We start from the raw sequence: 24,904 nt of genomic DNA on the forward strand, positions 1-24,904 counted from the left end.
CCCGTTGGTCAAGTGGTTAAGACACCGCCCTTTCACGGCGGTAACACGGGTTCGAATCCCGTACGGGTCATATTAAAAGAGATAGCATAATCTGCTATCTCTTTTTTGTTGTGTAAAAGTGATACTCAAGGTCATTAACGAAATGGCACTTAGAAATATATCATAGCTGGGAAGATCCTAAGGAATTAGTTGTAGAGTTATTAGATACAGTTGAATAATAAAAATTGAAATATGGGTCGCTCAACTAAAGGATACTTTAATTGAGCTTTTTAATATTGAAATTTCTGTATTAGGCGCTACCACAGAAAACAAATAGTATAAATAGAAGAAGCTGTCTTTCAATAGGTGATCTACTGGAGACAGCTTTTTTATGATGCTAACGTTGTCGAGTTTTGTCGGTAAGTCGATATATTGCAAAAATCGCCGATATAATTTGAGTTACGGTCGATAAATTTCAATAATCGCTGATATATTTGGAGTTACAGTCGATATATTCTAAAAATCGCCGATATAATTTCACTTACCGACAAAAACATAAGAAAATCCCTTTCACAATCTAAAGAAAACGCCTCCATTGAAATGGATTCCACACCTATTCCAATAACTTTACACTCTATGTGAAAAAGTTCACAAATAGGTCATAATTTGTGAAGTAATTCACAATAATACGTGCTACAATATGAGTGTAAAGAAGTTAAACAACATTAAATTAGTATTTTAATTAATTACTTAAACAATCATAAAAAAATATATGTGAACAATAGAGAGGGGAAATTACCATGAAAAAAGGTATCAATCGTGTAGTATTAGTAGGAACAGGAGCTGTAGGTTGTAGTTACGCTTACTCAATGATCAACCAAGGTGTAGCTGAAGAATTCGTATTAGTAGATGTTAATGAAGCAAAAGCAGAAGGGGAAGCAATGGACTTAAGCCATGCGGTACCATTCTCTCCATCACCAACAAAAGTTTGGAGCGGTAGCTATGCAGATTGTAAAGATGCAGATTTAGTAGTTATCACTGCTGGATTACCACAAAAGCCAGGTGAAACTCGTTTAGACTTAGTTGAGAAAAATACAAAGATCTTTAAACAAATCGTTCGCGGTATTATGGATAGCGGATTCGATGGAATCTTCTTAATCGCAACTAACCCAGTTGATATTTTAACTTACGTAACTTGGAAAGAATCTGGTCTACCAAAAGAGCGTGTAATTGGTTCTGGTACTACTTTAGACTCTGCTCGTTTCCGTTACATGTTAGGTGACTACTTAGATGTAGATCCACGTAACGTTCATGCTTACATCGTTGGTGAACACGGTGACACTGAACTTCCAGTATGGAGTCACGCTACTATCGGTGTACAAAAACTAGAAACAATCTTAGCTAACAACGAACAGTACAAACAAGAAGACTTAGACAAAATCTTTGAAAACGTACGTGATGCAGCTTACCATATCATCGAGCGTAAAGGTGCAACTTATTACGGAATCGGTATGTCACTACTTCGTGTAACTAAAGCAATCTTAAACAACGAGAACAGCGTATTAACTGTATCTGCATACCTTGAAGGTCAATACGGTGAGAAAGATGCTTACGTAGGTGTTCCAGCTGTAATTAACCGTGAAGGTGTACGTGAAATCGTAGAGCTTGAGTTAAATGAGGATGAAAAAGCGAAATTTGCTCATTCTGTAAAAGTATTAAAAGAAACAATGGCACCAGTACTATAATAATAATTGCTAAATAATCCAGAAGTGGGGAACTACTTCTTACTTCTGGATTTATATATAATTTAATATAAATTCCTTTTCCGGTTTCCCTTGTATATCCCCAATATACCCCTTTTGCTGGATCAGGGTCGTTTATAGAAAAGAGCACTCTACTTTGCGTAGAGTGCTCTTTATTATTATCATTTTTTAGGCGTTAATCCCAATTTCTTTAAAATATCTGCCAGTGTACCGCTTTTTGATTTTTCAACAGGTGTTTGTGATTTAGATGCATCGGGACCTTTTTTCAAGAAGTTCTTTTCAACGAAGCGAATATCTTTTTCGTCAACAATACCATCTTTATTTAGGTCACCGTCTTTCACAGATACTCCTTTTTTACCATAGTTGCTAGCGATAATTTCAGCATCTTTTATATCAATTACTTTATCGCCATTTACATCACCTGCAAGGTTTTCATCAAGGCGTGCATAATAATATTGGCCAATTAGCTTACTGTCTTTTTCAGTACCAAGTTTCGTTGTTAGTCGGCTTGTTAAATGCCCTGGTACTTCTACATATAAGTTATAGTCGCGTTTATTAACAGGAAGTCCATTTAGTTTGAAGTATCCGTATTTATCTAGTGAGCCTTCAAACTTATGACGGTAAGAATCTGTTGCATATACTTTTACGCCAAGCTTTGTATAATCGAATTTCTCATCTAAATAGCCACGTTCATTTAAGAATGCACCAGGTTTAATATTTCCTTCTACTAGTGAGTTTAAAGACATAACTGAGAATGTTTGATCTTGAAGGACACGCATTCTATTTGGCTCTGATTCACCTTGTTTCCAGTAAGCGAACACTGATAAATCTAATTGAGCATTTGCTTCATAAAATTCATCATTTTCTACCTTAAAAGTTATATCAATGAACGGGAAGTCACCATCTAATCCAGCGAAGTTTTTATCATCAATAGCCCCGCCTACTGTAACAGAACCTTCTTCTAGTTTTGATTCATTTATTTTTGCGGTTACCCCTTTTTCAGAAAGGAGTTTTTCAAAAGCAGGATTCAATTTCACATTTGCAAATTTGAAGTTCTTCTCTAGGAATTTTACGTTAAATGCCCCAGCAACGAATTGTTTTACGTGTTTCGCGTTTAGGGTTACTGTGAACTCGTCCCCTTTATATACTTCTTTTTTATCATAACTAGCCTTTGCATATTGAGCTCCTTGCGGGATAAACCAATAATTATTTACACCGCTTGGATAGTCAGGACCTGCAGTTGCATAATCGAAAATATATACGCCTGTGTTCATTGGACCTTCCACTTTAAAGGATTCAGGAGTAATGCCAACTTTAAAGTCTCCGTTTGCATTAATAGGTAAAAACTTATGCAAGTATGGAGAATAGTCATAATACATAACGCCATTCGCTTCTTGCGTAATGTTTAATCCTTTTCCTTTTAAGTAGTCAACGTTTGAATCATACACATTTCCTTTAATCCATAACGCTTTTTTACCATCTTCTACTGTGTAATTTTCTTCATTTAATTCATAAATACCAGGTTTTAATCCAGTTAATTTTACTTCTGGCGGTGTATTATCAATTACGACATAATCACCTTTCACACGTGCTTTCCCAGCTTTATCATAGCCAACAAACTCTATTGTGTAGTCTCCTTCTGGTAAGTTGATTTTCTCATCACCAATTGGTTTGGCAGGGTCATTTGTGAAAGGATACACTTTTCCGTTAAAGAATGAATCTAAGTAGTAATACACATCCGTTTTTAGTCCAGTCGTGTTTAATGTCCCAATGAAGCCGAGTGCTTTATTTGTTTTTGAATCTTTCACGATAAGGTCTAACGTTTCAAGTTCGCTATTTAATTGGAATGCCCCGTGAACATATGATTCACCATATGGATTAAACTTTGATGTATCAGTGGAAATTGCTTTTCTTGATAATATTGCATTTTCAATACCAGGTTCTGATACACGAATAGAGAACGGAATTTGGTACGTTTCTTCTTTATTTTTCGTATTTGTAATATGAATATATCCTTCATATCGGCCTTGTTTTACACCGGCTGGAACATTAATTTTTGCTTCAATTTCACCTGATTTGCCAGCATCAAGTGTAATTGTTTCTGGAACAGAAACTTTTACACCGTTTCCGGTAGCGTCGTTAATAGAAGAAGATGCTGGTGTATAAGAAATTTCTGTTTTAAATTCTTTTTTCTCTTGTTTATTATGGTTTTCCACTTTTATATTTCGTTTTTGTTCAAGAGCTTCACCGTCTTTTTGATAGAACTTCCCGAATGCAATGGATCCAGTTTCTTCAGGGACTTCAATTACTTCATCATTTACAACTGTTTTTGTTGTATCTAGCACTTTAAAACTAGTTTCCGTATGAACGGCGTTGTACGCATCTACTCGTCCAGCTCCAACTTCATATACGGAATACTTTTCTTTTAAATCATCAGCTGTGTTCATAAGAGACGCCTTTACATCGAATGGAGAGTATTCTGGGTGTTCTTGTAAAATAAGAGCAGCAACGCCCGCGATATGAGGAGAAGCCATAGATGTTCCTTGCATACGCTCGTAGGAAACGTCATAGTTTTCGCCCTCTTGTGGGTCGTTAATATATTCAGGTACTGTTGAAAGTACAGCAACACCAGGCGCTGTAATATCTGGTTTAATATCATCATTTGATGTAACAGGACCGCGTGAGCTAAAGTCTGCAAGATGATCGCCTTCTGTTTGAATATAACTAAGTTCGTCAAAGGTAAAGGATGTATTACCTTGTTCGATTTGAGCTTTTAGTTTTTCACCGTCTTCTTTCGTTAGGCGGAATGCGGGAATGTATTTTGTACTTTCGCCAACATAGAAAGGAATTTCTCCGTCCACATTGTTATAAATAATAACGGCTTTTGCACCAGCTTGTTTTGCATTCGCAATTTTTTCATCAAATGACAGTGTACCGCGTGCAACGAGAGCGATTTTTCCTTTTACATCTTTTTTACTAAACTCGTCAGGCGTACCGATTCCTACCGATTCGATAGATAACGTTTGTCCCTTGAAATCTTCTATTTTATCAGTGAAGTTTTTGCCAAATAAAATCAAGTTAGGGAATTGTACTTGTCCAGCATGACTTGATAGTTTCGGTAAGGAAATAGAGCTATCACTTGCTCCAACCGTAATTGCAAAGGGAGAAGCACCTGGTGATCCGAGTGTTGCTGGATTTGGACCAGAGTTTCCAGCGGCAACGACTGTAACAACACCGGAAAGCATTGCGTTGTTAACAGCGATAGACGTTGGATCAAGCGGATTGTTGCTCTCATCACCTAACGATAAGTTAATGACGTTCATACCGTCAGAAATTGATTTATCGATTGCAGCAATAATACCTGAACTAGCTCCACTTCCGTATGGACCGAGTACACGATAGTTATACAGTTCAATGTCAGGTGCAACACCTTTTACTGCGGAATCTGATTTGTTTTTCTTTTGCGCAGAAACGATACCTGCTACGTGAGTACCGTGGGCTGTGTAGAAGGAAGAGCCACGATCATCAAATTCAGGAGCGCCAGATTGTTGCCACTCTGTATAAGTTGTTTCCATCGGATCTGCATCGTTATTAATAAAGTCCCAACCTTTTACTGAGTTTGGATCTACCTTGCTAGAGTCTTCGCCAGGTTTTGCGCGATAGCCCTTATACACGTCTTTTAGGTCAGGATGATTGTAATCAATACCTGTATCTAATACACCAACTTTAATTCCTTTTCCGGTAATGCCTTCGCTATGTAACTTATCGACCCCAATTTGCGGAATACTATCTGTTAGTTTTTGAGGTGCTTTCTGCTCTGCTTGTTTTGGTAAATTTAGTTTCACTTCATAATCTTTCCAAATACGCTTTACAACGCCAATTCGTAACAATTCTTCTACTGTATTTGCAGGTAACGTCAGCGCAACCCCATTTATCGCATGTTTATAAGAACGTTTAATTTGTACAGACTGGAAATTCCCTGACTTTACTGATGGGCTAAATTGATAAAGGCGTTTTAGTCCTTTTTGAAATTCCTCATGCTCTTGATCAATACGCGCTTTTATATTTTCAGGAGCAGCTTGTAATCCTTTTTCTTTTTGTTTTAATTCATTAATCTTTACTGGAGCTGTTTGAAATTCTACAATGATATTTACTGGTTCCGAACTACTTGTATTAATATCTGGCGAGATAGTAAAACCAGGGTTGACATCTAACGTTTGTAATGCCTGGCGCTGTTCTTTAGAAAGTTTTGATAGTAAAGACTGGGCGTTTGAAGAGTCAATTTGGTTAATAGGATTTTCAGCAAGTACATTGAACGGAAGGGCAGTTGAAAGCAGAACACCAGCCGTTACAATTCCGGTAACAAAACGATTTTTCTTTTTCATGTATAAGCCTCCGATAATTTATATTTTAAAATTTATTTCTCCGTGCCTGGTGTTTGCTCTGCATGGAATGTCCAGTTTAGCTGTAAGGAATCACCCTGGAATTTATTTTGATCTTGTTCGTTGTCTTCAAAGGAGAAGAGCACGTGTAAATAATCTGTTTCACCAGATTTAATACCGTCTATTAAGTTATGACGTTCTAGAGAAGTAGCCACATCTTCAGGTTTCATAGTTTTTAATTCTGATAGTTTTGTTTCCCACAAAATTTCATGATCATCGTTTGGATTAGATGGCTTTCCATCATTCACTAAAAATTTAACGATGATGTGATCGCCTAAATCTTCACCATCATTATTTTTCTTTGCATCTGTAACTTCATAGGATGTTTCAAGTGCTACTTTTGCAATATCCAATGATCCTTTATTTTCAAGTGTGAAATTTTTTTCAATAAAGTCACCTGGTTTTAAATCTTTCACATTAACAATTACACTTGGATTAATAGAAAGGTCTAGTGTTCCAGCTTGAAATGAGTTACTAGATGTTTCTGAATCACTGAAGTAGGCGAATACACCGCCGAATGTAAGGGATAAGCCAAGCGTTGCTGTGACAACTCCCATTCCAACCTTTTGTTTTAATGACATAAGAAAGCCCCCTAATTAAATTTTTATAGCGACTGTTCGTAACAAGGATAAATAAGTAAACATAGTAGTCCGCTATGAATTATAGTTACGAAAAGTCGGTGTTCTTTATTGAGAACAAGTATATGCTTATAAATTTTCCATTTCAATACAATTGTGACGAAAAATGTTGAGAAACATTTTTTTATGACAGATTATTTTGTTGCGATTTTAAGTGGAAAATAGGATGAAAAAGAGGATGAAGCTAATAAAATAGAGGTTGAGAAATAAATAGTAAGATGAAAGACTAGTGAAAAATGAAGCGTTTTCAATGAATATTCGTCAAAATTCGATATTTTATATAGAAATGTGAAAAAAATTCAACATTTTTAAGAAAAAAACGTATATTTTTTATAAATTAACAAGGATATTTCAGTTTTTCGCAGAATTGGTAAAGTATAAAAAATTCTGTCATCTTAGTGAGGTGAGCATATTGAGTGTAATAAATTGTGAAGAAGTGAAACGAGATGAGTTTCATACAGAAAAGTACTATGACAGTTATAACATCTTTGGCGCACATATTGTGACGGAAGATGAGATGCGAGGTGTACGATTTACAGTATGGGCTCCTCATGCGAAAGCAATGAGTGTTGTTGGAGATTTTAATGAATGGGATTATGAGCAACATAAGATGCTGCAAGTGACAGAAGAGGGAATTTGGTCCCTATTTATACCGCATATAGAAGAAAGAGAAATATATAAATATGCGATTGAAACGATGGCTGGTGATGTCATTCTTAAGGCAGATCCGTATGCTGTGTATGCAGAAGTAAGACCGAATACGGCATCTGTAGTTTTTGATATAAAGGGATACGAATGGAATGATAAAAACTGGAGTCGTAAGAAAAAGAAAAAATCGGTTTATAAAGAAGCGATGACAGTTTATGAATTACATTTCGGTTCTTGGAAAAAGAAAGAAGATGGAACACTGTACTCTTACAGGGAAATGGCAGAAGAACTCATTCCTTATGTGGTGGAACATCAATTTACACATATTGAAATTATGCCGCTTGTTGAGCATCCATATGATCGTTCTTGGGGATATCAAGGAACGGGATATTATGCAGCAACGAGTAGATTCGGCACACCACATGATTTGATGCATTTTGTCGATGAATGTCATAAATATGGAATCGGTGTCATTTTAGATTGGGTGCCGGGGCATTTTTGTAAAGATGCTCACGGTTTATATTTGTTTGATGGGACACCGACTTATGAATATAAAGATAAAGATGTGCAAGAAAATCCAGTATGGGGAACTGTCAACTTTGATTTAGGAAAGAGGGAAGTACGTAATTTCTTAATTTCAAATGCGTTATTTTGGATGAGATATTTCCATATTGATGGTTTCAGGGTAGATGCAGTTGCGAACATGCTGTACTGGAATAAAGAAGGACAAGAGCAAAGTAATGAGCACGCTGTTTCATTTTTACGAGAGTTAAATGAAGCTGTGTTTGCAGAGGATGAAGATTTTCTTATGACAGCAGAGGATTCAACAGCTTGGCCACTTGTAACAGCTCCAACGTATGAAGGTGGGCTTGGATTCAATTACAAATGGAATATGGGCTGGATGAATGACGTGCTGAAATATATGGAATGTGCGCCAGAGTATAGAAAATATATTCATGATAAAATGACGTTCTCTTTACTATATGCTTACTCTGAAAATTTCATATTACCGCTTTCTCATGATGAAGTCGTTCATGGGAAAAAGTCGTTATTAAATAAAATGCCAGGAGACTACTGGGATAAGTTTGCTCAACTTCGTTTATTATATGGATATTTCTTTACTCACCCAGGAAAGAAATTACTTTTCATGGGAGGAGAATTCGGGCAGTTTGATGAGTGGAAAGACCTTGAAGATTTAGATTGGAATTTACATGATTTTGAAATGCATCGTTATATGCATGATTACTTTAAAGAGCTCATAGCATTGTATAAGCGCTCCAAACCACTTTGGCAGCTTGATCATTCGCCTGAAGGTTTTCAGTGGATTGATGCTAATAATAATGAGCAAAGTATTTTCTCTTTTATCCGCCAAGGGGATAAACAAGAAGATGCGTTAGTTGTCGTATGTAATTTTACGAAAGCTACATATGAAAACTATAAAGTAGGTGTACCAGATTTTGAGTATTATAACGAGATTTTAAACAGTGATGCTGAGCAATATGGCGGATCAGGGCAAGTAAATAAGAAACGTCTGAAGGCGATTCAAGAACCGTTTCATAATCAAGCAGCACATGTAGAAATTACAATTCCACCATTTGGCGTATCCATATTACGACCAGTGAAGACGAGAAAGGGGAGCAAAAAACAAGATGGCTCAAAAACAAAAGTGCGTAGCAATGTTACTAGCAGGGGGAAAAGGTAGTCGATTAAGTGCATTAACAAAAAATTTAGCCAAGCCAGCTGTTCCATTTGGTGGTAAATATCGCATTATTGATTTTACGCTAAGTAACTGCGCGAATTCTGGTATTGAAACGGTTGGGATTTTAACGCAATATCAACCGCTAGAACTTCATAATTATATCGGAATTGGCAATGCATGGGATTTAGACCGAGTAAGCGGTGGAGTCACAGTATTACCTCCTTATGCGGAGTCTTCGGGTGTGAAGTGGTACACAGGTACGGCAAGTGCCATTTATCAAAACTTAAACTATTTAAGTCAATATGAACCAGAGTATGTTCTCATTTTATCAGGTGACCATATTTATAAAATGGATTACAGTAAAATGCTAGATTACCATATTGAGAAAGAAGCGGACGTTTCCATTTCTGTTATTGAAGTGCCTTGGGATGAAGCGAGTCGCTTTGGCATTATGAATACGAACGAAGAGATGGAGATTGTTGAATTTGAGGAGAAACCGCAATTTCCAAGAAGTAATCTTGCATCAATGGGAATTTATATTTTTAACTGGGCGATTTTGAAAGAGTATTTAGAAATGGATGCAAGAAACCCTGAATCTAGTAATGATTTCGGAAAAGATGTGCTTCCGCTTTTATTAGATGAAGGGAAGAAGCTAATGGCGTATCCGTTTGAAGGATATTGGAAAGATGTTGGTACAGTGAAGAGCTTATGGGAAGCGAATATGGATTTACTGCGCGATGAAACATCACTGAATTTAAACGACCGTGACTGGCGTATTTATTCTGTTAATCCAAACGAACCGCCTCAATATATTGCTGAAAAGGCAAGAGTAGAAGAATCACTTATTAACGAAGGATGCGTCATCGAAGGGGACGTGAAGTATTCTGTATTATTCCAAGGGGTGACGGTGGAAGAAGGTAGTATGGTTATTGATTCTGTCGTTATGCCAGGAGCGAAGATTGGCAAAAATGTTGTGATTGAAAGGGCAATTGTTGGATCGGAAATGGTTATTGAAGATGGAACAATTATTCGTCCGGAAAAAAATGTTGACGATGTAGTACTCATTGCTGAAGGGAAATAGAAAAGGGGGATGAAATGAATGGGAGAAAAAATGTTAGGAATTATTAATGCAACGGGAAGTTTTCCTTCCTTAAAGAAAGTAACAGGGCATCGTTCACTAGCGGCGTTACCGTTTGGGGGCCGTTATCGACTCATTGATTTCATGCTTTCAAATATGGTGAATTCTAATATTCATAGTGTGGCAGTTTTTACAAGCCATAAAAACCGTTCACTAATGGATCACGTTGGTTCAGGCAAACAGTGGGATTTAGATAGAAAACGAGACGGACTGTTTTTATTCCCGCCAAATTGCCAATGTGATCAAGATGAATTTGGATCTTTTGCACATTTTAGAAGACATATTGATTATTTTCTAAGAAGCAGAGAAGAGTACGTCGTGATTACGAATAGCCATCTCGTAACAGCATTACATTTTCAAGCAGTGTTAGAGCGACATATACATACGGCAGCTGATATTACGGAAGTTTGCCATGAAGGGGTTTCGCTTCAAACATACGTGTTAAAGAAACAATTATTGTTAGATTTATTTGAGTCATATAAAGATGTGGAGCAATATAGCTTATTCGATGTAGTGAGAGAAAAGCGCGGAAAATCACTACATATTGCTACATATGAGCATGCAGGATATGTAGCTATTATTGATTCGATTGAAAGTTACTATAAACATAGCTTAGAAATTTTGCAACCTGCTATTTGGAAGCAACTATTTAAGAAAGAAGCACCGATCTTTACGAAAGTAAAAGATGAACCACCAACTCGTTATGTAAAGGGTGCAGCTGTGAAAAACACAATGATTGCAAACGGCAGTATTATTGAAGGTGAAGTAGAAAATAGCGTTGTCTCCCGTTCTGTTAAAATTGGAAAAGGTTCAATTGTTCGTAATAGCATTATTATGCAAAAGAGCCAAATTGGAGATAATTGTATAATAGACGGTGTTATTATTGATAAAGATGTGAAAATTGGTGACGGTGTTGTCTTAAAAGGAAACGCCGATGAGCCATACGTTGTAGAAAAAGGAAGCGTTCAAAACAGTACGATTAATAGTTATTCTTAAGAAATCAGTGGGGGTTTTTCCTCCACTGATTCAAGTTTTAATTTAAATGAAAACTCGAAGGGAGGAAGCTGCAAGGGAAGTAGTATAAGCTTTTCGTGCAGTGGGACAACAAGTGAATATTTTATTTGCAGTATCAGAATGTGTACCATTTGTTAAATCGGGAGGATTAGCTGATGTAGCAGGTGCGCTCCCAAAAGAGCTAAAAAAATTAGGTGTGGAAGTTCGCATTATACTCCCGAATTATAGTCTTATTCCGCAAAAATTAAGGGACGGATGTACGCTACATAAAGTAATTAACGTCCCGCTTGGCTGGAGAAATCAATATTGCGGAATTTTAAAAGGTGAGCAAGACGGGATTACGTATTACTTAATAGATAATGAATATTATTTTAAGAGGGATTCTCTGTATGGTCATTATGATGACGGAGAGCGTTTTTCTTATTTTTCGAAAGCAGTTTTAGAGTGTATTCCTCATCTTGATTTTGAAGTGGATGTTCTTCATAGCCACGATTGGCATACAGCTATGGTAAATTTCTTACTACGTGAAAAGTATCAAGATAACCCATTATATGAGCATATTAAAACAGTATATACGATTCATAACTTGCAGTTCCAAGGTGTATTTCCTCCTGAAGTGATGTACGACTTGCTAGAACTTGGTGATGAATATTTTCATAGTGAGCAGTTAGAGTTTTATGGAAATGTGAACTTTATGAAGGGCGGTATTATCGCTTCTGATCAAATTACAGCAGTTAGCCCGACATATAAAGAAGAAATTCAATATGAATTTTTCGGTGAGAAGTTAGATGGATTGTTGCGAAAATATAATGGTAAGCTTAGTGGCATTGTAAATGGAATTGATACGAGCGTGTATAATCCAGAAACGGATTCGTATATTACTGCTCAGTACGATGCAGATTCATTATATGAAAAGAGTAAAAATAAACGTGCGTTGCAGCGTTATTTTGGTTTGCCGGAAAAAGAAGATACGCCGATTATTTCAATGGTAACGAGATTAACGAAGCAAAAAGGTCTTGATTTAGTACGTACTGTATTCCGTGAAATAATGGAAGAAGATGTACAATGTATTATTTTAGGATCAGGTGATTCGGAATATGAACAATTCTTCGAGTGGATGGCATATGAGTATCCTGAGAAGGTAAAAGTGTACATCGGTTTTAATGAAGAATTAGCTCACCAAGTATATGCGGGAAGTGATTTATTCCTAATGCCATCATTGTTTGAACCGTGTGGACTTGGACAACTTATCGCATTAGCGTACGGTACGATTCCAATTGTAAGAGAGACAGGCGGATTAAATGATACGGTACAATCTTATGACGAAGAAACTGGAGAAGGAAATGGTTTCAGTTTCACGAACTTTAATGCACATGACATGTTACACACTGTTCGTCGTGCAATTGAATTTTATCATGATAAACCGGTATGGGAGCAGCTTGTAAAACAAGCAATGACTGAAGATTATAGCTGGGAAAAATCAGCCCTTGCTTATAAAAAATTGTATAAAAGTCTCATGGAATAACATGTAGGTGGTGAAGAGATGTTTACTCATGTTGAAAGTTTCAAATCAGCTTTTCTAGAAAAGTTAGAGACGATGTATGGTAAAAGTTTCAAAGAATCTACAACTCGTGATCAATACAATACGCTTGGGTACATGGTACGTGAGTATATGAATAGTCAATGGATTGCAACGAATGAAAGTTATCGGTCTGGAGAGCGAAAGCAAATGTATTACTTATCCATTGAGTTTTTACTTGGGCGTTTGCTTGGAAGTAACATATTAAATTTAGGCATCAAGGATGTATGTGAGCAAGGGCTTTCTGAGCTTGGAATTTCGTTGCAACAATTAGAAGAGGTGGAAGCAGATGCAGGTCTTGGAAATGGTGGACTTGGACGGTTAGCAGCCTGTTTCCTTGATTCACTTGCATCTTTAAACTTACCAGGTCATGGGTGCGGAATTCGTTACAAACACGGCTTATTTGATCAAAAAATTGTTGATGGTTATCAAGTTGAATTTCCAGAACAGTGGCTTCTTCATGAAAATGTATGGGAAGTAAGAAGGCATGATCAAGCTGTAGAAGTAAGTTATTTCGGCAATGTTGAACCGCTCTACATTGATGGGCGTTTAGAATTCAGGCATACAAATGCAGAAGTAATTATGGCCGTACCATATGACGTTCCAGTAGTAGGTTATGAGACGAGTACTGTAAATACACTTAGACTTTGGAATGCGGAACCAGTTCCTTTTCCACAAAATTGCAAAGATATTTTGAAATATAAGCGTGAAACAGAGGCGGTATCGGAGTTTTTATATCCAGATGATACGCATGATGAGGGGAAAATACTTCGTTTGAAACAACAGTATTTCCTCGTATCAGCAAGCTTGCAAAATATCGTTCGTATGCATAGAGAAAGATATGGTGACCTTCGTCAATTACATGAGAAAATTGCGATTCATATTAATGATACCCATCCAGTTTTGGCGATTCCAGAACTGATGCGTATTTTATTAGATGAAGAAAAACTAGCATGGGAAGAAGCTTGGCACATAACAACGCAAACGATTTCTTATACGAATCATACGACGTTATCAGAAGCTCTTGAAAAGTGGCCAATTCACATTTTTAAACCGTTATTACCGAGAATTTATATGATTATTGAAGAGATTAATGAACGTTTCTGTCATGAACTTTGGGAACGTTATCCGTATGAATGGCATCGCATTGAAGAGATGGCGATTATTGCGCATGATCTTGTGAAAATGGCTCATTTAGCAATTGTCGGTAGCCATAGTGTAAACGGTGTAGCAAAAATTCATACGGAGATTTTAAAACAGCGTGAAATGCGATTGTTTTATGAGTTTTATCCAGATAAGTTTAATAATAAAACGAATGGAATCGCTCATAGACGCTGGTTAATGAAGGCGAATCCGCAGCTGACGAACCTTATTTCAGAGGCGATTGGAACAGAGTGGAAGAAAGAACCGATTAAGCTTCAAGAGCTACAATTAGTTCAATACGATGCGAGTTTCCAAGAGAAATTTGCAGAGGTAAAACAAGAGCGTAAAGAGATTTTAGCAGCGCGCATTCATCATACAATGGGGATTACAATTGATCCTAATTCTATTTTTGATGTGCAAGTAAAAAGGCTACATGCTTACAAGCGACAATTATTAAATGTTCTTCATATTTTATATTTGTATAACCGTTTGAAAGAGGATGCTAGTTTTACATTTTATCCGCGTACTTTTATTTTTGGAGCGAAAGCATCACCTGGCTATTACTATGCGAAAAAAATTATTAAATTAATAAATGAACTTGCAAGGAAAGTGAATAACGATCCGTACGTAAGCCAATATATGAAAGTTATCTTTCTAGAAAACTATCGAGTGTCTGTAGCGGAAGATATATTCCCAGCGGCCGATGTAAGTGAACAAATTTCAACAGCGAGTAAAGAAGCATCTGGAACAGGCAATATGAAATTTATGATGAATGGTGCGATTACGCTCGGCACGTTAGACGGAGCGAATATTGAAATAAAAGATAGAGTCGGTGATGATAACTGTTTCATTTTCGGCTTAACGGCCGAAGAAGTTCTTCATTACAATCAAAATGGTGGATATCGTGCAAGTGATTATTATCACCACAATGGGCACATTAAAAAGGTAGTAGATCAGCTAACGAATGGTTTCTTTGCACAGTCGGGAGCTGAATTTGAAGCAATTTACGATTCTCTCGTTATTCAAAATGATGAATATTTCGTTCTGCGAGATTTTGGCCCATATGCGGAAAAGCAAGAAGCTGTTGGTAGAGCTTATGAGAACCGAACGAAGTGGCTCGAAATGTCGATTTTAAATATTGCACAATCTGGTCATTTTGCGAGCGATCGAACGATTTTACAGTATAGTAATGAGATTTGGGGTATTGGTAATACAGTTACGCAAATTTAAAGAGATTGCTACGTTGGAAAAGATTATATGAAATTTATATCGGCGATTTTTAAGATATATCAGCGATTTTTAAGATATATCGATTTACCGACAAAAAATGACACTGATAAATAAACCGAGCTTAAACTTATTAAGCTCGGTTTTCTTTTTTGCTTAAGAAAGAAATGGGATCGCAGTATATATGATACCTGTTCCATCATATTCTCCTGTCGCAAAGTATGAAAATGTAAAGAAACCTGTAAACGTAAAAATTACAATGAGAAAAAGTGCAAAGATAAATTTTAGCATGTAAGGTCCCCTCATCCAAAAGTAAATTCATATATTATTATAGTATAAGGATATTTAATTTCCAATTGTTTACTGGTTAAAAATGAGAAGTCAGACATGTTTTGTATGTTGTCATGGCATGATTATTTGTAATAGATTTTGTGTTTTTTGTAAAAGTCATGTTGTGATGAACGTGTGCATATTCCCAGTCTTGTTCATTAAAATGGACGTTGCGGGGAGGAAGAAGAGGAACGACATCAAATAAATTAACAAAGCGAAAGCTACTAGCTACTTGCAGTTTATAATAATTACGAAATGCAATATCTCCCACTTTTGGGGAGGCAAATGTATACAGACCGTACTGTGCGAAGGCGGTATTGATACGCGCATCTAGTATATGTAGTGTAGCGAGCGCGCCGCCTAAGCTATGACCTGTTGCAAGAAGTTTTTTATGGGCTGGTAGTGATACGAGCATATCCATAATAGAATCCCGGCAAGACTCATAAATGGAAAGAAAGCCGTTATGGACATTTCCGCTATTTAAAGCATATGGGTATGGTTTTTGGTTAACGAGTGAATCGATAATCCAGTCTGTATCTGTTTGTGTTCCGCGAAAAGCTACAATAACGGTATCCTCAGATTCTAGTATGAATCCGAACCATTCTGTCGTTTGAATGGTTTTTCCTTGAAAGCCTTGTACATATTGAAAACCATCTGGTATTTCAAAAATCCCATTTTGTTTATATTGTTCATACGTTAACTCACAACAAGAAGCTAACAGTATGGCAGTATCTTTATCAAAGGATAAAGGAGTACGCATTAAGGGAGCCTCCTTAAGAAAAGGTATAGTTCAATATATGCAGTGAGGGACTTGATTCATTCTTTTAGAAAAAAACCTTGAAACTACAGTTACGTGAGGGAGTATGATTTTTGTAAACATACTGTTAGGAGGAGTGTAAGATAAGCAAAAGAGAAGGCTATTCAATTGGTGAGTTTTCAAGGAGAAGAGGCGTGGCTTAACGAAGTGATGGAGTATTATATGATTCGAAGTGGTTTGTATAGTCCACCTAAATAAAAAGAGCCCTATAAGGGCCCTATTTACTCTTTTCCATCTAATAAACGACCAAGTCCACCTAAAACACTACCTTCACCAGTGCTTTGCGCTGCTGGGCTTGTCAGACGTGCTGCTAAGCGGCTAAGTGTTAAGGACTGAATCCAAACTGTTCCAGGTCCTTCTAACGTTGCGAAGAATAAACCTTCGCCGCCAAATAGAGCTGTTTTTACTTTTCCAACGAACTCGACATCGTAGTTAACGTCTTTTGTCATGGCAACGAGACAACCTGTATCAATGCGAAGTTTTTCGCCAGGCTTTAATTCACGTTTGTATACAGTTCCGCCTGCATGCATGAAAGCAAGTCCATCACCTTCAAGTTTTTGCATGATGAAACCTTCACCACCGAAGAAACCAGTTCCTATTTTTTTCGTAAACTCAATGCCGATAGAAACGCCTTTTGCGGCACAAAGAAACGCATCTTTTTGACAAACTACTTTCCCTTGATATTCTGTTAAATCTACAGGAATAATTTTACCCGGATAAGGAGCAGCAAAGGATACGTGACGCTTGCCGTGACCTGTATTTGTAAATACAGTCATAAACATGCTTTCCCCTGTAACGAGACGCTTACCAGCGCCCATTAACTTTCCGAATAAACCTCCAGATGGTCCAGAACCATCACCGAAGATTGTTTCCATTTCGATGTAATCTTCCATCATCATCATTGCGCCAGCTTCTGCAATAACGCTTTCTTCTGGGTCTAACTCAATTTCAACAAACTGCATATCATCGCCGTATAATTTATACTCGATTTCATGTGCTTGCATTTTTTTCACCTCATAAATATGTAGTAATTATATTGTACAGAAATTATTAGAATTAGAACACTATAGTTTTGTTAATTTTCCAATAAAATATGAATATGGAAGTTCAACATTATATTAAAATTATAAAAAAATAATGGAATGAAAGTGTTCTCATTTGACGTTTTGGATATAGCGTGATATAGTGAAGTCACTATTGAGCTACATAATGTGGTACGGAAATAAAGCACGTTGAATTAAAGGCTGTAAGCTTGTTATACATTCATGTCCTTTATATCCACCTTTTCATGTGGATTCATAGTTTCATTTTTATTTAGGAGGTACATGACATGCAAACAGGTAAAGTTAAATGGTTCAACAGCGAAAAAGGTTTCGGTTTCATCGAAGTTGAAGGTGGAGACGATGTATTCGTTCACTTCTCAGCTATCCAAGGTGACGGATTCAAAACTTTAGAAGAAGGTCAAGAAGTTTCTTTCGAAATCGTTGAAGGTAACCGTGGACCACAAGCTGCTAACGTTACAAAAAACTAATTAGCTAGCGATAAAAAGCATTCCGATTTTCGGAATGCTTTTTTTTATTCTTTGGAACTCGACTCATTTGAAGATAATTCGCCCTTAAAGGTACGCTCTTCAAAGTCATCAAGCATTTGCTCATATTCTTCATGTTCTTCCGTAGCGAAAACTTGCGGATTTTTTCCATACATATCTGTACCGATAAAGTTTTCAAAATCCTCTACGTAGCCTACGTTTTCTTCACTATTTACGTACATGCCGTTATAGTTTTTCGAATCTTGTCTTTCTAAATCAGATGGTGTTTCAGATGTTCCGTAATTGGCAACATCTTGCCATGCATCTTCTGCATCATATTCAACAGAACGATCTTCATCATGTTTGTGGAAAGAAGGAGATAACACTTCTTCTTCGACTGGTCGTGTATTCATATTTAACTTATTTGTCGCGTGCTGTATGCATGTTGTAGCAGTCGGCATTGCTTCTAATCTTTCAAATGGAATTTCTTCACCAGATACTTCGCAAATGCCGTACGTACCCGCTTCTATTTTTTGCAGGGCATGTTTCGTATCCTCTAGCTGTTTATGCCAAAGTTCAATAAGCCCGAAGTCTTTTTCACGTTCATATAGCTCTGTTGCCATATCAGCCGGATGGTTATCGTAGCTAGATAATTCTCCAACAGATTCACGTTCAGATGCACGATCTTCATTTTCGTGTGTTTGTATCGTTTGCTCTAGTTCTTGTTTTTGTTTTTCTAAAACGGATTTAAATTGATTTATTTGTTGTGGAGTTAACATAGTCGTCCACCTTCCTACAATTCAGTTTCTTTACATAGTATGAGCGTTGCGAGTAGGAATTATGAGCTGAAATTGGTATATGAAAAAGGAGCCGCATTAGCAGCTCCTTTTAAAGGAAATATCCAAGTAATAATCCGATTCCCATGAGGAGACCGAAGATTGTATTTGTTTTTGCTGTTGCTATCATCGCAGGTACCATTTCCATTGGAATGCTTTTGCCGATAAAGCCTTTCGTCGCTTTAAATGCTTTCGGTGCACTTAAAAATACGATAAGCATCCATGGTGATACAATGCCCACGATAATTAAAGCAATTGTCCAAATGTAGGAAACGATGAACATAGAAGCAAGTACACCGACCGCTCGCTCGCGTCCAACGAGAATGGCTAACGTTTTACGACCGTTTTCTTTATCGCCATCTAAGTCACGGATGTTATTAGCTAGTAAAATGGCACCAATTAAAATGGAGCTTGGAATAGATAGTAAAACGACTTCTGATGTTACAGTTCCAGTTTGAATAAAGAATGAAATCCCGATAATAATGACACCCATAAATAATCCGGCTGTTAACTCTCCAAATGGTGTATAGGCAATTGGAAGTGGACCGCCTGTATAAAGGTAAGCAACGGCCATACAAACAAGACCGATTGCAGCAAGCCACCAGCTAGAATTCATACAAATATAAACACCTAATAGTATTGCGATGCCGAAAAATCCAAATGCTAAGTTAAGCACTGTTTTTGGCTGAATGCCATCGCGAACGATAGCGCCGCCGATACCAACTGAACCTTCGTGATCAAGTCCTCTTTTGTAATCAAAATATTCATTAAACATGTTTGTTGCTGCCTGAATGAGAAGACAAGCAAGAAGCATTATAAGGAAAAGAGGGAGATGTATTTGATTTATACCTCCGACCTGCATTGCATAGGCTGTTCCGATGAAAACAGGAACGAAAGCTGCTGTTAATGTATGGGGACGTAGTAAACTCCACCAAATGCGCCAGCCTGTTTGCTTGCTTGGCTTTGGCGCCGTAGGAGAGGAATTCGTTTCGACGTTCATTTCCATGTTGAATCCTCCTTTGGTCACATATTGTACACAACTAAGTGTAGAAAAAGCATCATTTAGTGTCAACGTTTATTTTCTAGGAAGAGAAGGTGAATTTCTCAGAAATGCTAAACGTTGACAGGCCTTTCGTTTGAGGTGTATCTTAAAATCAAGCGTAATTATGACTATTTTTCGCCCATAGGGGGGAGACAATTGTGATTCAAACGAAACAAAAAGGCTTGCAGGAAGTTCTAAGTGCAGCCATTAAGCATGCAACTGATGAAAAAATATTGGTTAGTTTTGTAAAAAAAATAGACTGGATGGATCCACTTCTGTTTTATGCAGCAGGAAAAAGGATCTCATTCGAAAATAGATGTTATTTTGCAGACCCAGCTCAGCATGTAATATTTGCTGGAATTGGTTCTGTTTTCACTATAGCAACTGCTTCTCACAAACGCTTTCAAACTGCTCGTGACGAGTGGGATAAAGTAAAAGAGAAAGCATTTGTACAAAGAGAAAGATACGAATTTGGAACAGGTCCTCTTTTATTTGGTGGATTTTCATTTGACCAAGAAAAAGAGAAAACAGATTTATGGAAAGAATTTGATGATACGACATTTTCACTACCGGCATTTTTATTAACTGTAAAAAATGAAAGAGCATGGTTAACAATGAATACATTCGTTTCAGCAACAGATTGTGCAGAAACTCTTTATAACGAAATTGTTTCTTTAGAAGAGAAAATTTTTGAGGAGAGTAAATGTGCACTAGAAGGATCGAAATTAACAGTTACTTCTAAAGTAGAAGTGGATCCGAAAGGCTGGATGAAGTCCATTGAGAAAGTGCAAGATGAGATGAAGCAGGGGAACGTGCAGAAGGTTGTATTAGCGAGGGAGCTAAAAGTAGAGATGGATCATCATATTGATTCTGCGCTTGTTTTAGAAGCACTTCGCATTGGGCAACCAGATTGTTACGTATTTTCTTTTGATTATAAAGGAGCATGCTTCTTAGGAGCGACGCCAGAGAGATTAATTCGCAAAGAAGATGAGAAGTTTACTTCAATGTGTCTTGCTGGTTCAACTGGTCATGGTCAATCTATAGAAGAAAGTAAGCGAAATAGTGATGCACTTCTTCATGATGAAAAGAATTTAGCTGAACACGGTTATGTTGTGAACATGATTCGAGGAGTATTAAATGAGCACTGCGAATCCGTTAATATTCCGGAAAGTCCCGGTCTATTAACAACGAAAAACTTAATTCATTTATATACGCCTGTAGAGGCAAAAGGCGACGCGAGTCTTTTAACGATGGTAGAAGAATTACATCCAACACCAGCTCTTGGCGGGACACCTCGTTTGGAAGCGATGAAACTAATTCGTGATGTTGAATTGTTAGACAGAGGATTATATGGTGCACCGATTGGCTGGATAGATGATGAAGGAAATGGTGAATTTGCGGTTGCACTTCGCTGCGGATTATTAAATGGAGAGAAAGCATCCTTATTTGCCGGTTGCGGGATTGTAATTGATTCAGTACCGCAACTTGAATATGAAGAAACAAGTTTGAAGTTTAGACCGATGCTTGGTGCTTTGGAGGAATTAATGAAATGAACAATCATATAGAAGCATTATCATATTATTTAGGCGCGTTCGTGGATGAACTGACGCGTCTAAATGTATGTGATGTTGTCATTAGTCCAGGCTCACGGTCAACGCCGATTGCTCTACTAATGGAACAACATGAAGGAATGAACACATATTTACATGTAGATGAAAGATCTGCAGGATTTTTTGCGCTCGGTATTGCAAAAGCGAAAAAACGTCCTGTTGCATTATTATGTACGTCAGGAACGGCTGCAGCGAACTACTATCCAGCTGTATGTGAAGCTTTTCATTCGCGAGTGCCGCTTATCGTCTTAACGGCAGATAGACCGCATGAATTAAGAGATGTCGGTGCACCACAAGCGATGAATCAAATTAATTTATACGGCACGTTTGTGAAGCAATTTACAGAGATGGCACTTCCAGAAGCGAATGAGGCGATGTATCATTACGCTCGCATGACAACGCAGCGCACGATAGCAAGCGCGCTTTTAGCACCGCAAGGACCTGTTCATCTTAATTTTCCGGTTCGCGAACCGCTTATCCCGGACTTCTCATTAGAAAGTTTATGGGATAAAGGACGCGGAGAATATACAGGAGTAGTTCAGCGAGGGAACGCGGTGATGCCGAGTGAATATGTAGATTCTCTTGTAGGGCGCCTTTCACATATGGAAAAGGGGCTTATTATTTGTGGAGATGATAGTCATTCAGAAATCGCAACGTTTGCAACGCAACTAGCTGAAAAAACGGGATATCCAATATTAGCGGATCCACTTTCTAACATTCGTAGCGGGCACCACGACAAAACGATGGTAATTGACTGTTACGATACATTTTTACGAAATGAATTGTTAAAAGAAACGTGGAAGCCGGACGTTTTAATTCGCTTCGGTGGTATGCCTGTTTCGAAAGCATTAACGCAATTCATTAAAAAACAGACGAAAGCCGTTCATATCGTTGTTGACGAATCTGGACAATGGAGAGATCCGGCTCTCGTTGCAACAGAAGTTGTCCAAGCGAGTGATATTGCATTTTGCAGTGCACTAATAGAAAAAATGCCAGTTATGAAAAAGAATGATTGGTCCCAAATGTGGCAACATATAAACGAAAAAACGAAGGAAACGCTTCGTGAAATGGAAACATATGATACGGCATTTGAAGGAAGAGTCATTACAGATATTGTCCGCGTATTACCAGAAGGGGCAACGTTATTTGCAAGTAATAGTATGCCAATTCGTGATACAGATTCTTTCTTCTTCACATCGGATAAAGACATTCAAGTAATGGCAAATCGCGGTGTAAATGGGATTGATGGGATCATTTCGACAGCTTTAGGAGCGAGCATGATTTGCAATCCACTCGTATTAGTGATTGGTGATTTATCATTCTATCACGATTTAAATGGACTACTAGCCGCAAAATTACATGAATTAAACATAACGATTGTCGTTGTAAATAATGACGGTGGTGGTATTTTCTCATTCTTACCACAATATGAGAAAAAGGAACATTTCGAATCATTATTTGGAACTCCAATTGGGCTTGATTATGAGCATGTTGTTACAATGTACGGTGGTTCATTTAGCCGTGTAAATGGCTGGGAGCAGTTCCGAGAAGAAGTACAAAAGGGTGCAACGAAAGAAGGTTTACACGTTGTAGAAATTTGTACGAACCGTGATGAAAACTTAACATTGCACCGTACGTTATGGGCAAAAACACAGGACGTAATTACTACATCGTTGCAAGGTGAATCAAAATGAACGTAACACTGCAAGGTGTATCGTATGAATATGAAGTAGTCGGAAGCGGGGAACCACTTCTACTTCTTCATGGTTTTACGGGAAGCATGGAGACGTGGCGTTCTTTCGTTCCTTCTTGGAGTGAGCAATTTCAAGTCATTTTAGTAGATATTGTTGGGCACGGAAAAACGGAAAGCCCTGAAGATGTGACGCATTATGATATTCGAAATGCGGCATTGCAAATGAAAGAACTATTAGATTATCTTCATATTGAAAAGGCGCATATACTTGGCTATTCAATGGGCGGTAGACTGGCGATTACAATGGCGTGTCTATATCCAGAATATGTACGCTCTCTTTTATTAGAAAATTGTACAGCTGGGCTTGAAAGTGAAGATGAGCGAAAAGAACGCTGTGAAAAAGATGAGCGACTTGCTCAAAAAATTGAGCGAGAAGGCATCGAAAGTTTTGTATCGATGTGGGAAAATATTCCGTTGTTTGAAACGCAAAAACGTTTAGCACAAAACGTACAAGAAGCAGTGCGAAAAGAACGACTTGCTAACAATCCAAAAGGGCTCGCAAATAGCTTGCGCGGCATGGGAACAGGGGCTCAGCCTTCATGGTGGAATGAGCTGAAAAACTTAAAAATGCCTGTTCTTTTAATGAACGGTGAGCATGATGAAAAGTTCTTTCGTATATTAAAAAATATCGAAAAATGCGTCTCTGACGCGAAATTTGTCAAAATTGATGGTGCTGGCCATGCAATTCATGTGGAACAACCGGAAAAGTTTGATACAATAGTAAAGGGATTTCTAAAAACTATGCAGTGATGCTTTTTTCAGTTAAGAATGAAGTTACACTTATAGAGGAGATCAGAAATATACAAGGAGGTAGTTGTAATGGCTATTGAATGGGTAAAAGAAGGCAATTACAAAGATATTATTTATTCAACATACAATGGTATCGCAAAGATTTCGATTAACCGCCCTGAAGTACATAACGCATTCCGTCCTAAAACGGTAATGGAGTTAATCGACGCTTTTGCACATGCTCGTGATGATGCAAATGTTGGCGTTATCATTTTAACAGGTGAAGGTGGACGTGCATTCTGTTCTGGCGGCGACCAAAAAGTTCGCGGTCATGGTGGATATGTAGGTGACGACCAAATCCCTCGTTTAAATGTATTAGACTTACAACGTCTAATTCGCGCAATTCCTAAACCAGTTATCGCAATGGTAGCAGGTTATGCAATCGGTGGTGGGCACGTACTTCATATCGTATGTGACTTAACAATTGCTGCAGACAACGCTGTATTCGGACAAACAGGTCCTAAAGTAGGAAGCTTTGACGGTGGATACGGAGCTGGTTACTTAGCTCGTATGGTAGGTCACAAGAAAGCTCGCGAAATTTGGTACCTATGCCGTCAATATAGTGCACAAGAAGCGCTTGATATGGGCTTAGTAAATACAGTAGTACCATTAGAACAACTTGAAGCAGAAACAGTACAATGGGCAGAAGAAATTTTAGCAAACAGCCCAATGGCACTTCGTTTCCTAAAAGCTGCATTTAACGCAGACACAGACGGTCTAGCTGGTATTCAACAACTAGCTGGAGATGCAACGTTATTGTACTACACAACTGACGAAGCAAAAGAAGGTCGCGACGCGTTCAAAGAAAAACGCCGTCCAGACTTCGGTCAATTCCCTCGTTTCCCGTGATCAAACCAAAAGTGGAAGCAGCTCGTTCAGAATGTGAGGGGGATGGAGCTTCTGACGTAGAGGCGCTTTTTGCCTCGTAG

General features: G+C 37.8%; 18 protein-coding genes and 1 tRNA gene. 12 read left to right on the forward strand and 7 right to left on the reverse strand.

Going from position 1 to position 24,904, the window contains the following annotated elements; genetic code table 11:
* Positions 1 to 70: transfer RNA gene (locus BAQ46_RS28380), tRNA-Glu, on the forward strand.
* 709 nt (positions 71 to 779) lie between these two features.
* Entirely contained in the window at positions 780 to 1,724 is a 945-nt protein-coding gene (locus BAQ46_RS28390; RefSeq protein ID WP_000715338.1) for an L-lactate dehydrogenase, read from the forward strand.
* Positions 1,725 to 1,903: 179 nt separating this feature from the next.
* Here the strand turns inward: BAQ46_RS28390 and BAQ46_RS28395 are convergent, their stop codons facing one another.
* Positions 1,904 to 6,127, reverse strand: a complete 4,224-nt coding sequence (locus BAQ46_RS28395) for a S8 family serine peptidase (RefSeq protein ID WP_071743343.1) — start codon at positions 6,125 to 6,127, stop codon at positions 1,904 to 1,906.
* Between the two features lie 32 nt (positions 6,128 to 6,159).
* Positions 6,160 to 6,765: a CalY family protein gene (locus BAQ46_RS28400; protein ID WP_000053954.1), complete on the reverse strand. Its 606-nt coding sequence runs from the start codon at positions 6,763 to 6,765 to the stop codon at positions 6,160 to 6,162.
* A gap of 469 nt (positions 6,766 to 7,234) precedes the next feature.
* On the opposite strand from BAQ46_RS28400, the gene glgB reads away from it, so the two are divergent.
* The 5 genes from glgB to glgP all read left to right on the forward strand — a co-directional run bounded on the left by glgB (position 7,235) and on the right by glgP (position 15,273).
* Positions 7,235 to 9,172: a 1,4-alpha-glucan branching protein GlgB gene (gene glgB / locus BAQ46_RS28405; RefSeq protein WP_000111372.1), complete on the forward strand. Its 1,938-nt coding sequence runs from the start codon at positions 7,235 to 7,237 to the stop codon at positions 9,170 to 9,172.
* The gene (gene glgC / locus BAQ46_RS28410; RefSeq protein WP_071743345.1) at positions 9,120 to 10,250 is read left to right on the forward strand and encodes a glucose-1-phosphate adenylyltransferase; all 1,131 of its coding nucleotides are present in this window, start codon (positions 9,120 to 9,122) and stop codon (positions 10,248 to 10,250) included. The genes glgB and glgC overlap by 53 nt, the downstream gene beginning before the upstream one ends.
* A gap of 18 nt (positions 10,251 to 10,268) precedes the next feature.
* Entirely contained in the window at positions 10,269 to 11,303 is a 1,035-nt protein-coding gene (glgD, locus tag BAQ46_RS28415) for a glucose-1-phosphate adenylyltransferase subunit GlgD (RefSeq protein WP_071743347.1), read from the forward strand.
* 112 nt (positions 11,304 to 11,415) lie between these two features.
* On the forward strand, positions 11,416 to 12,846 hold the full coding sequence (glgA, locus tag BAQ46_RS28420; protein WP_061132260.1) for a glycogen synthase GlgA: 1,431 nt from the start codon (positions 11,416 to 11,418) through the stop codon (positions 12,844 to 12,846).
* Positions 12,847 to 12,864: 18 nt separating this feature from the next.
* Entirely contained in the window at positions 12,865 to 15,273 is a 2,409-nt protein-coding gene (glgP, locus tag BAQ46_RS28425; RefSeq protein WP_000494087.1) for a glycogen phosphorylase, read from the forward strand.
* A 153-nt stretch (positions 15,274 to 15,426) separates the two neighbouring features.
* On the opposite strand, the gene BAQ46_RS31495 is transcribed toward glgP, so the two are convergent.
* The 3 genes from BAQ46_RS31495 to BAQ46_RS28440 all read right to left on the reverse strand — a co-directional run bounded on the left by BAQ46_RS31495 (position 15,427) and on the right by BAQ46_RS28440 (position 17,421).
* Positions 15,427 to 15,561: a hypothetical protein gene (locus tag BAQ46_RS31495; RefSeq protein ID WP_000911070.1), complete on the reverse strand. Its 135-nt coding sequence runs from the start codon at positions 15,559 to 15,561 to the stop codon at positions 15,427 to 15,429.
* Positions 15,562 to 15,637: 76 nt separating this feature from the next.
* A complete protein-coding gene (locus BAQ46_RS28435; protein ID WP_001260124.1) occupies positions 15,638 to 16,360 on the reverse strand; it encodes a lipase family protein in 723 nt (240 codons plus the stop codon).
* Positions 16,361 to 16,638: 278 nt separating this feature from the next.
* Positions 16,639 to 17,421, reverse strand: coding sequence for a TIGR00266 family protein (locus tag BAQ46_RS28440; RefSeq protein ID WP_001147837.1), 783 nt, complete (start codon positions 17,419 to 17,421; stop codon positions 16,639 to 16,641).
* Between the two features lie 326 nt (positions 17,422 to 17,747).
* On the opposite strand from BAQ46_RS28440, the gene cspD reads away from it, so the two are divergent.
* Positions 17,748 to 17,948, forward strand: a complete 201-nt coding sequence (cspD, locus tag BAQ46_RS28445) for a cold-shock protein CspD (protein WP_001193054.1) — start codon at positions 17,748 to 17,750, stop codon at positions 17,946 to 17,948.
* A 44-nt stretch (positions 17,949 to 17,992) separates the two neighbouring features.
* Here cspD and BAQ46_RS28450 read toward each other — a convergent pair whose 3' ends face one another.
* Together BAQ46_RS28450 and BAQ46_RS28455 are read right to left on the reverse strand one after the other, a co-directional pair.
* On the reverse strand, positions 17,993 to 18,724 hold the full coding sequence (locus BAQ46_RS28450; RefSeq protein ID WP_000957376.1) for a yteA family sporulation protein: 732 nt from the start codon (positions 18,722 to 18,724) through the stop codon (positions 17,993 to 17,995).
* A 109-nt stretch (positions 18,725 to 18,833) separates the two neighbouring features.
* Positions 18,834 to 19,787, reverse strand: coding sequence for a 1,4-dihydroxy-2-naphthoate polyprenyltransferase (locus BAQ46_RS28455; protein ID WP_000425747.1), 954 nt, complete (start codon positions 19,785 to 19,787; stop codon positions 18,834 to 18,836).
* Between the two features lie 194 nt (positions 19,788 to 19,981).
* On the opposite strand from BAQ46_RS28455, the gene BAQ46_RS28460 reads away from it, so the two are divergent.
* The 4 genes from BAQ46_RS28460 (at position 19,982) to menB (ending at position 24,824) form a co-directional block, all read left to right on the forward strand.
* Positions 19,982 to 21,376, forward strand: a complete 1,395-nt coding sequence (locus BAQ46_RS28460; protein ID WP_071743349.1) for an isochorismate synthase — start codon at positions 19,982 to 19,984, stop codon at positions 21,374 to 21,376.
* The gene (gene menD / locus BAQ46_RS28465; protein WP_071743351.1) at positions 21,373 to 23,127 is read left to right on the forward strand and encodes a 2-succinyl-5-enolpyruvyl-6-hydroxy-3-cyclohexene-1-carboxylic-acid synthase; all 1,755 of its coding nucleotides are present in this window, start codon (positions 21,373 to 21,375) and stop codon (positions 23,125 to 23,127) included. Before BAQ46_RS28460 ends, menD begins: the two co-directional genes overlap by 4 nt.
* Positions 23,124 to 23,936 (forward strand): 2-succinyl-6-hydroxy-2,4-cyclohexadiene-1-carboxylate synthase, encoded by an 813-nt coding sequence (gene menH, locus BAQ46_RS28470; protein ID WP_071743353.1) that lies wholly within the window; start codon positions 23,124 to 23,126, stop codon positions 23,934 to 23,936. Before menD ends, menH begins: the two co-directional genes overlap by 4 nt.
* A gap of 69 nt (positions 23,937 to 24,005) precedes the next feature.
* Positions 24,006 to 24,824, forward strand: coding sequence for a 1,4-dihydroxy-2-naphthoyl-CoA synthase (menB, locus tag BAQ46_RS28475; protein WP_071743355.1), 819 nt, complete (start codon positions 24,006 to 24,008; stop codon positions 24,822 to 24,824).
* Positions 24,825 to 24,904 lie beyond the last annotated feature (80 nt).

Source organism: Bacillus paranthracis (assembly GCF_001883995.1).
GTDB lineage: Bacteria > Bacillota > Bacilli > Bacillales > Bacillaceae_G > Bacillus_A > Bacillus_A paranthracis.